Source organism: Amycolatopsis sp. NPDC006131 (assembly GCF_040614175.1).
Classification (GTDB): domain Bacteria; phylum Actinomycetota; class Actinomycetes; order Mycobacteriales; family Pseudonocardiaceae; genus Amycolatopsis_E; species Amycolatopsis_E tucumanensis.
The window spans coordinates 59,180-73,368 of the sequence record NZ_JBEXTX010000013.1 but is presented as its reverse complement, the minus strand read 5'-3'; the positions used below and the strand labels follow the sequence as shown (position 1 = coordinate 73,368).

The 14,189-nt window shown below is 73.1% G+C and carries 14 protein-coding genes; 10 read left to right on the top strand and 4 right to left on the bottom strand.

From position 1 onward, the window contains the following. The first annotated feature begins 6 nt into the window (after window positions 1-6). From ABZ215_RS10235 to ABZ215_RS10225, 3 genes are all read left to right on the top strand, one after another. Window positions 7-999 carry an ABC transporter ATP-binding protein gene (locus tag ABZ215_RS10235; RefSeq protein ID WP_354949190.1) on the top strand — a complete coding sequence of 331 codons (993 nt, stop codon included), beginning with the start codon at window positions 7-9 and terminating at the stop codon, window positions 997-999. Continuing rightward, entirely contained in the window at window positions 999-2,099 is a 1,101-nt protein-coding gene (locus ABZ215_RS10230; protein ID WP_354949188.1) for an SDR family oxidoreductase, read from the top strand. The genes ABZ215_RS10235 and ABZ215_RS10230 overlap by 1 nt, the downstream gene beginning before the upstream one ends. Before the next feature lie 92 nt (window positions 2,100-2,191). Continuing rightward, on the top strand, window positions 2,192-2,599 hold the full coding sequence (locus ABZ215_RS10225; RefSeq protein WP_039791441.1) for a VOC family protein: 408 nt from the start codon (window positions 2,192-2,194) through the stop codon (window positions 2,597-2,599). Window positions 2,600-2,629: 30 nt separating this feature from the next. On the opposite strand, the gene ABZ215_RS10220 is transcribed toward ABZ215_RS10225, so the two are convergent. Beyond that, a complete protein-coding gene (locus ABZ215_RS10220; RefSeq protein ID WP_354949186.1) occupies window positions 2,630-3,349 on the bottom strand; it encodes a haloacid dehalogenase type II in 720 nt (239 codons plus the stop codon). Continuing rightward, window positions 3,346-3,927: an XRE family transcriptional regulator gene (locus ABZ215_RS10215; RefSeq protein WP_020418007.1), complete on the bottom strand. Its 582-nt coding sequence runs from the start codon at window positions 3,925-3,927 to the stop codon at window positions 3,346-3,348. Before ABZ215_RS10215 ends, ABZ215_RS10220 begins: the two co-directional genes overlap by 4 nt. Window positions 3,928-4,052: 125 nt before the next feature. On the opposite strand from ABZ215_RS10215, the gene glmS reads away from it, so the two are divergent. The 6 genes from glmS to ABZ215_RS10185 all read left to right on the top strand — a co-directional run bounded on the left by glmS (window position 4,053) and on the right by ABZ215_RS10185 (window position 10,057). Beyond that, window positions 4,053-5,864 (top strand): glutamine--fructose-6-phosphate transaminase (isomerizing), encoded by a 1,812-nt coding sequence (gene glmS, locus ABZ215_RS10210; protein ID WP_354709029.1) that lies wholly within the window; start codon window positions 4,053-4,055, stop codon window positions 5,862-5,864. Window positions 5,865-5,888: 24 nt separating this feature from the next. Next, complete coding sequence (locus ABZ215_RS10205; RefSeq protein WP_354949184.1) at window positions 5,889-6,428, top strand: PadR family transcriptional regulator; 540 nt, start codon at window positions 5,889-5,891, stop codon at window positions 6,426-6,428. Between the two features lie 2 nt (window positions 6,429-6,430). Next, complete coding sequence (locus ABZ215_RS10200; protein ID WP_354949182.1) at window positions 6,431-7,048, top strand: GyrI-like domain-containing protein; 618 nt, start codon at window positions 6,431-6,433, stop codon at window positions 7,046-7,048. Between the two features lie 150 nt (window positions 7,049-7,198). After that, window positions 7,199-8,086 (top strand): universal stress protein, encoded by an 888-nt coding sequence (locus ABZ215_RS10195; RefSeq protein WP_354949180.1) that lies wholly within the window; start codon window positions 7,199-7,201, stop codon window positions 8,084-8,086. Between the two features lie 79 nt (window positions 8,087-8,165). Next, window positions 8,166-9,692, top strand: a complete 1,527-nt coding sequence (locus ABZ215_RS10190; RefSeq protein WP_354949178.1) for an aldehyde dehydrogenase family protein — start codon at window positions 8,166-8,168, stop codon at window positions 9,690-9,692. A 71-nt stretch (window positions 9,693-9,763) separates the two neighbouring features. Then, complete coding sequence (locus ABZ215_RS10185) at window positions 9,764-10,057, top strand: antibiotic biosynthesis monooxygenase family protein (protein WP_354949176.1); 294 nt, start codon at window positions 9,764-9,766, stop codon at window positions 10,055-10,057. A gap of 10 nt (window positions 10,058-10,067) precedes the next feature. Here the strand turns inward: ABZ215_RS10185 and ABZ215_RS10180 are convergent, their stop codons facing one another. Further along, window positions 10,068-11,723, bottom strand: coding sequence for a DUF885 domain-containing protein (locus ABZ215_RS10180; RefSeq protein ID WP_354949174.1), 1,656 nt, complete (start codon window positions 11,721-11,723; stop codon window positions 10,068-10,070). A gap of 59 nt (window positions 11,724-11,782) precedes the next feature. Between ABZ215_RS10180 and ABZ215_RS10175 the strand changes: the two genes are divergently transcribed. Continuing rightward, entirely contained in the window at window positions 11,783-13,846 is a 2,064-nt protein-coding gene (locus tag ABZ215_RS10175) for an NAD(+) synthase (RefSeq protein WP_354949172.1), read from the top strand. A 66-nt stretch (window positions 13,847-13,912) separates the two neighbouring features. Here ABZ215_RS10175 and ABZ215_RS10170 read toward each other — a convergent pair whose 3' ends face one another. Then, window positions 13,913-14,182 (bottom strand): dsRBD fold-containing protein, encoded by a 270-nt coding sequence (locus ABZ215_RS10170; protein WP_354949170.1) that lies wholly within the window; start codon window positions 14,180-14,182, stop codon window positions 13,913-13,915. Window positions 14,183-14,189: the final 7 nt, after the last annotated feature.

The window sequence follows — 14,189 nt, the reverse complement described above, 5'->3', positions numbered from 1 at the left end:
GCACCGATGACCACTGTGGAAGAACCGCTGCTGGAAGCACGCAACCTGGTGCAGGAGTTCACCGTCCGGGGCCGGGGTGGCACGCGTGGCGGCGTGGTGCACGCGTTGTCCGATGTGTCGTTCGACATCCGTCCGCGCGAGACGCTCGGCGTGGTGGGGGAGACCGGCTCGGGCAAGTCGACCCTGGCCCGCTCGATCCTGCAGGCCCCGCGGCCCAAGGCGGGCTCCGTGCGGTTGCGCGGCGTGGACCTCGCGACCGTGAAGGGCCGCCGGCTCGCGGACGCCCGGCGGCACGTGCAGATGGTGTTCCAGGACCCGTTCGGCTCCCTCAACCCGCGGTGGCGCGTCACCGACATCGTCGAGGAGCCGATGGTCGGCTACCGCACCGCGCCGGCCGCCGAGCGGCGCCGCCGGGCGCGGGACCTGCTGGACCTCGTCGGCCTGAACCCGGACACGTTCGGGCGGCGGCGCCCGCACGAGTTGTCCGGCGGGCAGTGCCAGCGGGTCGCGATCGCCCGCGCGCTGGCACTGGACCCGGCGCTGATCGTGTGCGACGAAGCGGTGTCCTCGTTGGACGTGCTGATCCAGGCGCAGGTGCTCAACCTGTTCGAGCGGCTGCGGTCGGAGCTGGGGCTGTCCTACCTGTTCATCTCCCACGACCTGGCGCTGGTCAAGCAGGTCAGCGACCGGGTCGGGGTGATGCACCTCGGGCAGCTGTGCGAGATCGGCCCGGCGGAGGAGATCTACCGCGCGCCCCGCCACCCGTACACGGTCGCGCTGCTGGAGTCCATCCCGCACGTGGACGCCGACGCGGCCGCGAACCGCCGTCCGGTCACCATCCGCGGCGAGCCGCCGTCGCCGATCTCACCGCCCAGCGGCTGCCGGTTCCGCACCCGCTGCCCGCGGGCGCGGGACAAGTGCGCCGTGGAAACGCCGCTGCTGCGCGAGCTCGCGCCCGGCCACCAGGCCGCCTGTCACTTCCCGGAGGAGGACGTCTGATGGAGATCTCGCTCGACGGCAAGGTGGCGCTGGTGACCGGCGCCGGGCCGAACATCGGCAGCGGCATCGCGCTCGCGCTGGCCCGCTACGGCGCCAAGGTGGCGTGCAACGACCTGGACCCGGCGGCGGCGAAGGCCGCGGCCGACCGGATCGAGCGCAACGGGGGCACCGCGATGGCCGTCCCCGGCGACGTGACGGACCCCGAGCAGGTCCGCGAGTACCTGGCGACCGTCGTGGACGCCTGGGGGCACGTCGACATCCTGGTCAACAACGCGGCGCTGCTCGGCGGGCGCGGGGTGCTGGACGAGAGCCCGGACTTCTTCCAGCGCGCGGTGAACGTGGCCGCGATGGGCAACTTCCTCAACACCCAGCTGGTCGGCAGGCACATGGCGGAGCGGGGGATCCGCGGCTCGATCGTGGCGATTTCGTCGTCCAACGGCTGGTCCGGCAGCGCCGGGGTGATCGCGTACGCGTTCCACAAGGGCGGGGTCAACAACTTCGTCCGGGCGGCGGCGATGGACCTCGCGCCGTACGGGATCCGCGTCAACAGCTTCACCCCGACCGCGCCGACCCCGGACAACCCGGCGCTGATCGCGGAGCAGGGGCCGGGCGGCGTGCTGGACAGGCCGCGCCGGGCCGGGATCGGCGGCGCGGACGGCGACGAGGAGTGGCGCCGCCCGTCGCGGTGGGCGGGGGAGCGGGTGCCGCTGGTGCCGATGGGCACGACCGGCACCCCGACCGACATCGGGCACGCGGTGGCGTGGCTGTGCTCGGACTACGCGCGCCTGATCACCGGCTGCGACCTGGTCGTCGACGGCGGCGCCCGTGCCAAGAACTTCGCCTACCACCCGGCGCCGGCGAGCGAGCTGGCCGGCCCGGCGCCGCTGATCCCGCTCGACGTGACGGGCGAGCTGGACCGGGAGCGTGACCGGTCTCGCTGTCCGGATGAGAGTGCGGATGCGGTCGTGCTGGACGACGACCGGAGCCCGTTGCGCCGCACGGGAATCGCGCTGCCGGGTACGGCCGCGTGGATCACGCCTGGCGGCGGCGTCGAGGACGGCGAGTCCCCGCTGGAAGCACCGGGTTCCGCTGGCGGGTGATCGAGGCCGGCGCGCCCGCGGCGCCGGTGCGGGTCGGCGGAAGCGCAAGATAGGAGAAGCGCGCGGCGGCGATCCGGTCATAGGGTGCGGACATGACGAATCAGATGATCTTCGTGAACCTGCCCGTCGCCGACCTGGACCGGGCCAAGAAGTTCTGGTCCGACCTGGGGTACGAGTTCAACGCGCAGTTCACCGACGAGAACGCGGCCTGCCTGGTGTTCAGCGACACGATCTACGCGATGCTGCTGAGAAACGACTTCTTCACGACCTTCACCGACAAGCAGATCACCGACAGCGCCAAGTCCACCGAGGTGCTGCTGGCCCTGTCCGCCGAGAGCCGGGAGGCCGTGGACACCCTGGTGGACAAGGCGGTCGCCGCGGGCGGGCGGGAGACCCGCGACCCGATGGACCAGGGGTTCATGTACCAGCGCGTGTTCGAGGACCCGGACGGCCACAACTGGGAGATCATCTGGATGGACCCGTCCCAGGCCAACGGCTGAGGCTGTATAACGACCTATACGGCACGGCGTTCAGCAGCCGAGCAGGCCGGCCAGCTCGCCGAAGTCCGAGGCCACCAGATCGGCGGGGAAGTCCCCGGGCCGGTCGGCCTGGCGGTGTGGTCCCTTCTCGGCGGGCCGCTCGACGAACGCCGTGCGCAGCCCGGCCGCGCGTGCGCCCGCCAGGTCCCAGGCGTGGGCGGCGACCGTCAGCACCTCGCCGGGCGCCACGTCCAGCAGGCCGGCCGCGGTCCGGTACACCGCCGCGGACGGCTTGTAGTCGCGGGCCAGCTCGGCGGACAGGATGCAGTCGAACGGCAGGGCGGCGTCCTTCACCAGGTGGGTGAGCAGCGCGAACCCGCCGTTCGACAGCGCCGCCACGACGTGCCGGGACCGCAGCCGCGCCAGGCCTGCCGCGGCGTCCGGCCACGCGGGCAGCCGGTGCCAGGCGCGCACCAGCCGGCGCCGGGCGTCTTCGCCGAGGGACACGCCGTGCTCGTCGAGCAGCGCGTCCAGCGACTCGCGGTGCAGCGTGTCCAGGACGGCCCACTCCCGTGAGCCGTCCTGCACGCGGCCCATCGAGGGCAGGTACCTGTCCCGCCACGCGGAGGTGAACTCGCCCGCGTCCACGTCGATCCCGGCCTCGGCGAAGACCGGCGCGACCTGGTCGCGCACGCCGCTGTACCAGTCGACGGTGGTGCCGAAGATGTCGCACGCGATCACCCGGATCGCGCCGGCGTCGAAGCCGCTCATGACTCGCCTTTCGGTCGTGCCCGGACGTGCAGCCGTTCCCCCTGCGGGCCGAACAGGCTGAGGATCTCGGCAGGCTCCGGGCCGGGGTTGCCGAACCAGTGCGGCGTGCGGGTGTCGAACTCCGCGGCCTCGCCGGGCGTCAGGATCACGTCGTGGTCGCCGAGGACGAGCCGCAGCCGCCCGGAGAGCACGTACATCCACTCGTAGCCCTCGTGCACCTTCTGCTCGGGCTCGCGCGAGGGCTTCCCGGGCGGGTAGATCATCTTGAACGCCTGCAGCCCGCCCGGCCGCCGGGTCAGCGGCACGATCGTCACGCCGAACCGCACGACCGGCTTGGCGTGCACCCGCGGATCCCCGGTCTCCGGCGCGCCGACCAGCTCGTCGAGGGTGACCTGGTGGACGCGGGCCAGCGGCAGCAGCAGCTCCAGCGTCGGCTTCCGCCCGCCGGACTCCAGCCGCGACAGCGTGCTCACCGAGATCCCCGTCGCCTCGGCCAGCTGCGCCAGCGTGACGCGCCGCTGCTTGCGCAGCGCCCGCAGCCGCGGCCCGACCGCGCCGAACAAGTCCTCGTCGCTCATGCCGCCATCCTGCCGCAGCGGAAAACGGACCCGGGCACGACGCGCCCGCCGCGGGAACCCCGGTAACGGCGGTCGCCGGACGGGCGACTTCGACAGCATCCCGGCCGCGGAAGGGAAGGCGCGCCATGTGCGGAATCGTGGGTTACCTGGGCCGTCGGCCCGCGTTGCCGATCCTGCTGGAAGGCCTGCGGCGGCTGGAGTACCGCGGCTACGACTCGGCAGGCGTCGCGCTCGCCAGGGACGGCAGGCTGCTGGTGCGCAAGGCGGCCGTGCGCGTGGCGGAGCTGACCCGGCTCACCGCGAACCTGGCGGGCAGCACCACCGGCATCGCGCACACCCGCTGGGCCACGCACGGCCCGGCCACCGCCACCAACGCCCACCCGCACACCGACGCCGGGCGGCGGATCGCGGTGGTGCACAACGGGATCATCGAGAACGCGACCGCGTTGCGCACCGCGCTGAGCGCCTCCGGGGTGCGGCTGGTGTCCGACACCGACAGCGAGGTCCTCGCCCACCTGATCGCCGCCGCGGCCGAACGCGGCGGCACGCTCACCGAAGCGGTGCGCACGGCGCTGGCCGACGTCGAGGGCACCTACGGGCTCCTCGTGCTCGACGCCGAGCGCCCGGACGTGCTGGTCGCCGCCCGGCACGGCAGCCCGCTCGTGCTCGGGCTCGGCGACCACGAGATGTACGTGGCCTCCGACCTGGCCGCGCTGGTCCGGCACACCCAGCAGGTCGTCTACCTCGAGGACGGCGAGCTGGCCACGATCCGCGCGGACGGGTTCGAGACCAGCAGCGGCGCCGACCGGCAGCCCACGGTCGTGGAGGAGGTGCCGGGGGACTACGAGCTGGGCGGGTTCCCGGACTACATGGCGAAGGAGATCGCCGAGCAGCCCGAGGCGGCGCAGCGGGTGCTGCGCGGCCGGCTCGACGAGCGGCTGGGCACCGCGCGTCTGGACGGCCTCCGGTTCACCGCCCGCGAGCTGCGCGGCATCCGGCGGGTCAAGTTCCTCGGCTGCGGATCGGCCTACTACGCGGGGCAGGTGGGCGCTGGGCTCGTCGAGGAGCTGGCGCGGGTGCCCGCCGACGCGGAACCGGCCGCCGAGTTCCGCTACCGCAACCCGGTGGTGGACCCGGACTGCCTCTACGTCGCGGTGAGCCAGTCCGGCGAGACCGCCGACACCCTCGCCACGGTGGAGGAGCTGCAGCGCAAGGGCGGACGGGTGGTCGGCGCGGTCAACGTCGTGGGCTCGGCGATCGCGCGCGAGTGCGACAGCGGCGTGTTCCTGCACGCCGGGCCGGAGATCTCGGTGGCCTCGACGAAGGCGTTCACGAACATGGCCGTGGCGTTCGCGCTGCTCGCCCTCACGCTGGGGCGGGTCCGCGACCTCTCGCTGGCCGAGGGCAGGCGGATCGCGGGCGCGCTGGCGGAGCTGCCGGAGCGGATCGGGGAGGTGCTCGCGGAGTCCGACCGGATCGCGTCGCTGGCCGGCCGGTTCGCCGACGCCGAGCACGTGTTCTTCCTCGGCCGGGTGCGCGGCTGGCCGGTGGCGCGGGAGGGCGCCCAGAAGCTGAAGGAGATCTCCTACGTGCACGCGGAGGCCTACCAGGCCTCGGAGCTCAAGCACGGCCCGCTGGCGCTGGTGGACCCCGCGATGCCGAGCGTGGTGCTGATCCCGGACGACGAGCTGGCCGCGAAGAACCTCGGCACGATCGAGCAGGTGAAGGCGCGCGGCGGCCCGGTCGTCGCGGTCACCACGACCGGACTGGCGGTGCCCGGCGCCGACGACGTGGTCCGGATCCCCTCCGCCGGCCCGGAGCTGGACCCGGTCCTGCTCACGATTCCGCTCCAGCTGCTGGCCTACCACACCGCGCGCAAGCTCGGCCGGGACATCGACAAGCCACGCAACCTCGCCAAGAGCGTCACCGTGGAGTAGTTGTTCTAGTGCTAGAGTAACCGGATGACCGCACTGACCCCGGCCGAGCTGACGCTGCTCGGCCTGCTCGTCGAGCGGCCCCGGCACGGCTACGAGCTGGACGAGGTCATCACGGCCCGCGGCATGCGGGAGTGGACCGAGATCGGGTTCAGCTCGATCTACTACCTGCTGGGGCGTCTGCGTGACCGCGGGCTGATCACCGAGGTCGCGAGCGCGGGCACCGGACGGGCCAAGGCGCGCAAGGTGTTCGGGCCGACGCCGGAGGGCCGCCGGGTCTGCGCGGCCGAGGCGGAGGCGGCCGTCGCCGAGCTGCGGCCGGTGTTCCCGCCGGTCCTGGTCGGACTGGCCAGCCAGCCGCTCATCCCGCCGGAGCGCCTGCGCGAGGCGCTGGCCGCGCGCGCCGCCGCGCTGGACGAACGCCTCGGCGCCCTCCGCCGCGCCGCCGACGCCCAATCGGACGCGCCGGCTTTCGTCCGGGCGATCTTCGGCTTCTCGCTCCACCAGCTCGCCGCCGAGCAGCGGTGGCTGACCGACTATCGCGCCACACTCGAAGGGGACGCCTGACGATGCCCGGCTACGACCCGAAACGGGAGCTCAAGGCGCTGTACGCGCCGAAGAACACCGACTGGGCGTTCGTCGACGTGCCCGAGCAGCGGTTCATCGCGATCGACGGCAGCGGCGACCCGAACACCTCGCCGGAGTACGCGCGGGCGGTCCAGGCGCTGTACGCGGTGGCCTACACGATCAAGTTCGCCGTCCGCCGCGCCGGGGGCGAGGAGTTCGTGGTGGGGCCGCTGGAAGGGCTGTGGTGGGCCGACGACTACGGCGTGTTCACCCGGCGCGAGAAGGACGCCTGGCACTGGACGATGCTGATCAGCCAGCCGCCCTGGGTGGGCGAGGATCTGGTCGAGCAGGCGCGGCAGGACGCGCTCGCCAAGAAGCAGCTGCCCGCGATCGGCGGAGTTCGCTTCCACACGCTGCACGAGGGGCGCTGCGCCCAGCTGCTGCACATCGGGCCGTACGACGACGAGGGCCCGGCGCTGGCGCGGCTCGGCGACCACCTCGCCGCGCACGGGCTGCGGCACTCCGGTCTGCACCACGAGATCTACCTCGGCGACCCGCGCCGGGCCGCGCCGGAGAAGCTGCGGACGGTCCTGCGCCAGCCCGTGGCGCCCAGCGCCTGAGGCCCACCGCCTGAGGCCCACCGCCTGAAGCGGGGACTTTCGCGGGGTCTTCGGCCTCGCCGACCGAGGACCAAGTGCCCTTCGCCCCGTGGCCGCGGGCCGGGAAGCTGGGTGTGCGGCGATCGGCCCGCCCGGGACAGGGAGAAGACCATGGATTTCGCAGGCGCCGGCAACAGCGTGGTGGTGGGCGTGGACGGCTCGCCCGGTTCACAGCGGGCCGTCGGGTGGGGCGCGCGCGAGGCGTCGCGGATGGCTCTGCCCCTGATCCTGGTGCACGGCTTCGGGATCCCGGACGCGTTCGCCGGCGAGGCGTTCCCGCCGGGGGACTGGCTGTCGGCGCACGAGCTGCACGCGGAGCGGCTGCTGGCCGGAGCGCGGCGGCAGGCCTGGCGGATCGACCCGGACCTCCCGGTGACGGTCGAGGCGAGCCTGGACGGCCCGATCCCGTTGCTGGTCAAGAAATCCGACACGGCGCGGATGCTGGTGCTCGGATCGGCCGGGCGGAGCGCGCTGCGCGACCTGCTGATCGGGTCGACCGCGCTGGCGCTGGCCGTGCACGGGCACTCGCCGATCACCGTGGTCCGCGGCGGGGAACCCGCGGACGACGCGCCGGTGGTCGTCGGCGTCGACGGGTACGCGCCTGCCGAGCCCGCGATCGGCCTGGCCTTCGAGGAAGCCGCCGCGCGGGACGTGGAACTGGTGGCCGTGCACGTGTGGAACGACTTCGACCTGGCCGAGGCGTTCGGGTTCGTGCGCGACCCCTTTGGCACGGCGCCCCGCGAGGACGCCGAGCGCGAGGTGCTGGACCGGTCGCTGGCGCCGTGGCGGGTCAAGTACCCGGAGGTGACCGTGCGGGCCGTGGCCGAGCGCGATCAGCCCCGCACGCGGCTGCTGGACTGGAGCGCGCGGGCGCAGCTGCTCGTGGCGGGCAGCCGGGGCCGCGGCGGATTCCGCGGCATGCTGCTCGGGTCCACGGCACAGGCGCTGATCCACCACGCCGAATGCCCTGTGCTGATCGCCCGTTCGCCACTGGATTAGGGACCTTCGCCCCTTTTCCCCGGCAACGCGCACCGCGTTCGCTGGGTGGGACCGTCGCGCACGGTGAGGAGTTTCGGAAATGAGATACGTGCCTCCCGGGTTGCCTGGCAGTTCCGTTCCGGTGCTGCCTCACTATGACAATTTCATCGGGGGGAAATGGCTGGCCCCGACCGAGGGCCGGTACCGGCCGGTGATCAGCCCGGCGACCGCGCGCACGATCTGCGAAACCGCCGACTCCAGCGCCGCCGACCTGGAGCTGGCGCTCGACGCCGCGCACGTCGCGCGCGACACCTGGGGCGAGTGCACGCACACCCGCCGGGCCGCGATTCTCACCGCCGCGGCGGACGCGATCGAAGACAACGCCGAGATGCTGGCGGTATGTGAAAGCTGGGAGACCGGGCGCCCGATTCGCGAGGCCCTTGGCGTCGACATTCCGCTCGCCGCCGACCATTTCCGCTATTTCGCCGACGTCGTGCGCGGTGAGGAGGGGATCGTCTCCGGAATCGACGACGACGTGCTGGCGTATCAGTTCCGGGAACCGCTCGGCGTGGTCGCCCAGTTCCTTCCGGTGCATTTCCCGGTGCTCGTCGCGGCGTGGAACCTGGCGCCCGCGCTGGCCGCGGGCAACTGCTCGGTCCTCAAGCCGGCCTCGGACGCGTCGTGGTCGGTGCTGAAGCTGGCCGAGGTGATCGGTGAGGTGATCCCGCCGGGCGTGTTCAACATCGTCACCGGCCGGGGCGAGGGCGTCGGCCGCGATCTGGCGAGCAGCCGCCGGATCGCGAAGGTCGTGTTCAGCGGCGAAACCGCCACCGGGCGGCGGATCCTGTCCTGCGCGGCGCCGAACCTGGTGCCGGTGTGGCTGGACGTGGGAGCCCGCTCGCCCAACGTGTTCTTCGCCGACGTGCTGGCCGACGAGGACGGTTTCCTCGACCGCGCGGTGGACGCGATGGTGCGGTCCGCCTCCGACGAGGGACTGGTGTGCACCTGCCCGTCGCGGGCGCTGGTCCAGGAGCCGGTCTACGACGAGTTCGTGGGGCGGGCCCTGGAGCGGATCGCCGAGCTGGTGGTCGACGACCCGCTGGACACCGCCACCCGCGTCGGCCCGCGGGGCGGCCCCGAGCAGCTCGCCCGGCTCGAGTCCTGTGTGGACACCGGGCGGAGCGAAGGCGCGACCGTCCTGATCGGCGGGCACCGGGTGACCGTGGGCGACGAGTTCACCGACGGCTACTTCTACGCCCCGACGGTGCTGCAGGGCCACAACCGGATGCGCGTGTTCCGGGAGGACCTGTTCGGGCCGGTGCTGGCGGTCACCTCGTTCACCGACGAGGAGCAGGCGATCGCGATCGCCAACGACTCGCGCAACGGGCCCGGCGCCGGGGTGTGGACCCGCGACGGCGACCGCGCATACCGCGTCGGGCGCGCGGTGAAGGCCAGCCGGGTCTGGACCAACTGCTACCACAACTACTCGTCGGCGGCGACCTACGCCTGCACCCCGGCGACCGGGGTGGGCCGGGAGTCCCACCGGCTGGTCCTGGACCAGTACAGCCAGATGAAGAGCCTCGTGGTCAGCCACAGCCGCCGGTACTCCGGGCCGCTCGCCGGCTGAACAGCCTGTCCTCAGGGGAGGATCCCGTTCGTCGGTGGGGAAAGGACCGGACCGACGGACAGGAGCCTCCCATGCCGATCATCATCGCCGGGCACGTGGCCGTGGCGGCCGACGAGCGCGACACCTACGTCGCGGCCCACGCCGATCTGGTGCGGCGGGCGCGCGAAGCCCCCGGCTGCCTCGATTTCGCCATCTCCGCCGACCCGCTCGACCCCGGGCGCGTCAACATCTTCGAGCGGTGGGAGTCCCGCGAGGACCTCGACGCGTGGCGCCGGGTCGCCAGGGCGCGGCGCACCGGCATCCGGATCCGCGGCGGGCGGGTCGCGGAGTACCCGGTCGAGGCCGAGGTGCCGGTGTTCGGGTGAGCGCCGCTCGTCAGAGCGCGGCCAGCTCCGGCTCCAGGTCGTCCAGGCCGAGCGTGCCCACCGACAGCGCCGCCATGTGCCAGGCCTTCAGCTCGAACCGCGGGTTGCGGGCCCTGGCCGCCGCGCGCCCGGCCAGCCAGGCGCGCTCGCCGAGCTTGTAGCTGATCGCCTGGCCCGGCACGCCCAGGTACCGCACGATCTCGCTGTCCAGGAACGCGGACTCACGCGTGGTGTGGGCGCCGAAGAACGCGCGGCCGGTCTCGGCGGTCCAGCGCAGGCCGGGGCCGAGCCCGGCCTCCTCCGGCACCGGCAGCCCCAGGTGCATGCCGATGTCGACGATCACGCGGATGATCCGCATCATCTGCGAGTCGAGGTAGCCCAGGCGGGCTGCCGGGTCGTCGAGGTAGCCCAGCTCGTCCATCAGGCGCTCGGCGTAGAGCGCCCAGCCCTCGGTGGTGGCGCTGACCGAACCGGCGCTGGTCTGGAACAGCGACAGCCGCCCCGACAACGTGGTCCAGTGGCCGAACTGCAGGTGGTGGCCCGGCACGGACTCGTGGTACCACGTGCTGATCAGCGTCCACAGTGGAAAGCGGGTCTGCCCGAGCGTGGGCAGCCAGGTGCGGCCGGGCCGGGAGAAGTCCCGCGCGGGCCGCGTGTAGTACGGCGCGGCCGCGCTGCCGGGCGGGGCCAGCCGGGTCTCCAGCACCCGCACCGGCGGCGCCAGGTCGAAGTGCCTGCCGTCCAGGTCGTCCATCGCGCGCGCGGTGAGGTCGGCCAGCCAGCGGCGGACTTCCTCCGCGCCCTCGACGACCGGGCCCTCCCGGTCCAGGTACGCCATCGCCTCCAGCACCGGCGCGCCGGGCAGCACGCGGCCCGCTTCCGCGCGCATCTGCGCGGCCAGGGCGCGGTACTCCGCCCACGCCCACTCGGTGGTCGCGGCGAGGTCGAGGTGCGCGCCGGTCCACTGGCGGGCGTGCAGCAGGTAGCGCTCCTCGCCGACGCCGTCGGGGGTCCCCTCGGCGCGCGGCAGGTAGTCGGCGGCGAGGAAGCCGCGCAACCCGGTCAGGGCGTCCTGCGCGGCGGTGGACGCCCGGTCCAGGTCGGCGCGCAACGCCGGCGGCACATCGGCCCCGGCGGTGAACCCGGCGAAACAGCCCTCCCACGCGTCCAGCTGGGCGATCGCCGTCTCCACCTGCCGCGGCGCGGCGAACAGGCCGCGCCGCACGCCCTCGCGCAGCGACTCGGCGTACCCGGCCAGCGCGCCCGGCACGCGCGCGACCCGGCGGGCGATCACCGCCCAGTCCTCCGCGGAGTCCGTGGGCATCATCAGGAAGGTGTTCCGCAGGCCCTGCAGCGGGCCGAGGATGTTGCGGATCATCCGCAGGTGCTCGCCTGCCGCGCTGACCGCCAGCCCGGTCTCCAGCCGCTCCCGCAGCAGCCGCGCGCAGCGGCGCTCGTCGTCGCCGCCGGGCTCCAGGCCGCGCAGGCGGGCCAGCGTCGCGGTCGCCAGCTCGTCCCGTTCCCGCTGGCCGGCGGGGGAGAGGTCGGTGAGCCGGTCCTCCCCGGGCGCGACGCCGAGCATGGTGCCCAGCTGGGGGTCGGCGGCGCAGGCCTGCGCGACGTGGGAGTCCGCGAGATCACGCACGGCGGTGGTGGGGTCGGGCACGGTCGGAGTCTAGATCTAGGCTCGACGGTGCACGGCACGCACGCGGAAACGGGGACAGTGTGACATCAGCGCAGGCCCACGACTTCACCTCGCTCTACCGGCACGGGTTCGTGCGGGTGGCCTCCGCGGTCCCGGAGCTCCGGGTCGCGGATCCGGAGTTCAACTGCGACGCCACGCTGGCGCTGGCCCGCCGCGCGGCCGCCGACGGGGTCGCGATCACGGTGTTCCCCGAGCTGGGCTTTTCCTCCTACACCGCCGACGACCTGTTCCACCAGAACGCGCTGCAGGCCGCGGTGGACGACGCCGTGGCGCGGTTCGTGCAGGAGTCGGCGGACCTGCCGGGGGTGTTCGCGATCGGCGCGCCGCAGCGGTTCGAGGGGCGGCTGTTCAACTGCGGCATCGTGGTGCACCGCGGCCAGGTCCTGGGCGTGGTGCCCAAGAGCTACCTGCCGGGCTACCGCGAGTTCTACGAGAAGCGCCAGTTCGTGGCGGCCAGGGACGCGGTGTCCGAGCGGGTGCTGGTGGCGGGCCAGGACGCGCCGTTCGGCAGTGACCTGCTGTTCGCCGCGCCGAACGTGCCTGGCCTGGTGTTCCACGTCGAGATCTGCGAGGACGGCTGGGTGCCGGTGACGCCGAGCGGGTTCGGTGCGATGGCGGGCGCCACGGTGCTGTTGAACCTCTCGGCGAGCAACATCGTGATCGGCAAGGCCGGCTACCGGCGCAACCTGTGCACCAACCACTCGGCCCGCTACATCGCCGCGTACCTGTACTCGGCGGCGGGGCCGGGGGAGTCCACCACGGACCTGGCGTGGGACGGGCAGGCGGTGATCGCGGAGAACGGGTCGCTGCTGGCCGAGGGCGAGCGGTTCGAGTCGAACCAGCTGGTGACCGCCGACGTCGACCTGGAGCGGCTGGCCGCCGACCGGTTGCGCATGACCAGCTTCAACGACAACGCGCACGACCACCGGGAGCGGCTCAAGTCCTTCCGCCGCGTGGACTTCGAGCTGGAGCTGCCGCCGGGGCCGGTGCGGCTGCGCCGGGAGATCCAGCGGTTCCCGTACGTGCCGGCGAACACCGCCGACCGCAACGAGCGCTGCCGCGAGGTCCACCACATCCAGGTGCAGGGCCTGACGCAGCGGCTCGCGGCGACCGGGATCGAAAAGGTCGTGATCGGCGTGTCCGGCGGGCTCGACTCGACGCAGGCGCTGATCATCGCCGCGCAGAGCATGGACAAGCTCGGGCTGCCGCGGGAGAACGTGCTGGCCTACACGATGCCCGGGTTCGCCACCACGAACCACACGCTGACCAACGCGCACAAGCTGATGAAGGCGCTGGGCACGTCCGCGCACGAGATCGACATCCGGCCCTCGGCGCGGCAGATGCTGGCCGACCTGGGACACCCGGCCGCGGACGGCTCGCCGGTGTACGACGTGACGTTCGAGAACGTGCAGGCGGGGGAGCGGACCTCGCACCTGTTCCGGCTGGCCAACCACCACGGCGCGCTCGTGGTCGGCACCGGCGACCTGAGCGAGCAGGCGCTGGGGTGGGCGACCTACGGGGTGGGCGACCAGATGTCGCACTACAACGTGAACGCCTCGGTGCCCAAGACGTTGATCCGGTACCTGATCGCGTGGGAGGTGGCGACCGAGCAGCTGGGCGAGGGCGCCGACGAGGTGCTGCGGTCGATCCTGGCCACCGAGATCTCGCCGGAGCTGGTGCCCGGGGAGGGGCCGGACTCGGGGCCGTCGCAGAGTTCCGAGGCGAAGGTCGGGCCGTACGAGCTGCAGGACTTCCACCTGTACTACCTGCTGCGGTTCGGCTACCGGCCCAGCCGCATCGCCTACCTGGCGCAGCACGCGTGGGGCGATGTCAAGGCCGGGCGGTGGCCGGACCTGGTGCCGGAGTCCGAGCGCAACAGCTACGACCTGCCGACGATCAAGAAGTGGCTGCGCGAGTTCCTGTGGCGGTTCATCCAGACCAGCCAGTTCAAGCGCTCCGCGATGCCCAACGCGCCGAAGGTCGGCTCCGGCGGTTCGCTCTCCCCGCGCGGCGACTGGCGCGCCCCGAGCGACGCCAGCGCGCGGGCCTGGCTCGACGAGCTGGAGGCCAACGTTCCGGGCTAGCCCGTGTTTCGGAAGTGGCTTGCGTGGCGCCGCGGGCAGCCCCGCCTGCGGTCGTCCTCGACAGCGCTAGTTGACGCGCGGCCCGGGGAAGGTGAACTGCGTGTCGATGTCGGAGGCGACCGCCTCGAGCAGTTCCTCGGTGAGGTCGCTCAGGGCCCGCGCGAGGGCGAGCTCCGCCGCGATGCCGGGCAGGTGCAGCCCGCGCGGGCCGTTCTCGACGAGGCCGATGCCGGTGAACCGGGTGTCGTCGGTGCCGCCGAGCCGGACTTCCGCGCGCGTCACACCCCCGATCTCGTCCAGTCCGATGTCCATCTTCCACTGGCCGGGGTGCCGCATGAACGCT

Excerpts from the sequence above, each read along its gene's own strand:
- ABZ215_RS10235 (WP_354949190.1), top strand. The coding sequence starts at position 7 with ATGACCACTGTGGAAGAACCGCTGCTGGAAGCACGCAACCTGGTGCAG.
- ABZ215_RS10230 (WP_354949188.1), top strand. The coding sequence starts at position 999 with ATGGAGATCTCGCTCGACGGCAAGGTGGCGCTGGTGACCGGCGCCGGG.
- ABZ215_RS10225 (WP_039791441.1), top strand. The coding sequence starts at position 2,192 with ATGACGAATCAGATGATCTTCGTGAACCTGCCCGTCGCCGACCTGGAC.
- ABZ215_RS10220 (WP_354949186.1), bottom strand. The coding sequence starts at position 3,349 with ATGAGCGGCTTCGACGCCGGCGCGATCCGGGTGATCGCGTGCGACATC.
- ABZ215_RS10215 (WP_020418007.1), bottom strand. The coding sequence starts at position 3,927 with ATGAGCGACGAGGACTTGTTCGGCGCGGTCGGGCCGCGGCTGCGGGCG.
- glmS (WP_354709029.1), top strand. The coding sequence starts at position 4,053 with ATGTGCGGAATCGTGGGTTACCTGGGCCGTCGGCCCGCGTTGCCGATC.
- ABZ215_RS10205 (WP_354949184.1), top strand. The coding sequence starts at position 5,889 with ATGACCGCACTGACCCCGGCCGAGCTGACGCTGCTCGGCCTGCTCGTC.
- ABZ215_RS10200 (WP_354949182.1), top strand. The coding sequence starts at position 6,431 with ATGCCCGGCTACGACCCGAAACGGGAGCTCAAGGCGCTGTACGCGCCG.
- ABZ215_RS10195 (WP_354949180.1), top strand. The coding sequence starts at position 7,199 with ATGGATTTCGCAGGCGCCGGCAACAGCGTGGTGGTGGGCGTGGACGGC.
- ABZ215_RS10190 (WP_354949178.1), top strand. The coding sequence starts at position 8,166 with ATGAGATACGTGCCTCCCGGGTTGCCTGGCAGTTCCGTTCCGGTGCTG.
- ABZ215_RS10185 (WP_354949176.1), top strand. The coding sequence starts at position 9,764 with ATGCCGATCATCATCGCCGGGCACGTGGCCGTGGCGGCCGACGAGCGC.
- ABZ215_RS10170 (WP_354949170.1), bottom strand. The coding sequence starts at position 14,182 with ATGCGGCACCCCGGCCAGTGGAAGATGGACATCGGACTGGACGAGATC.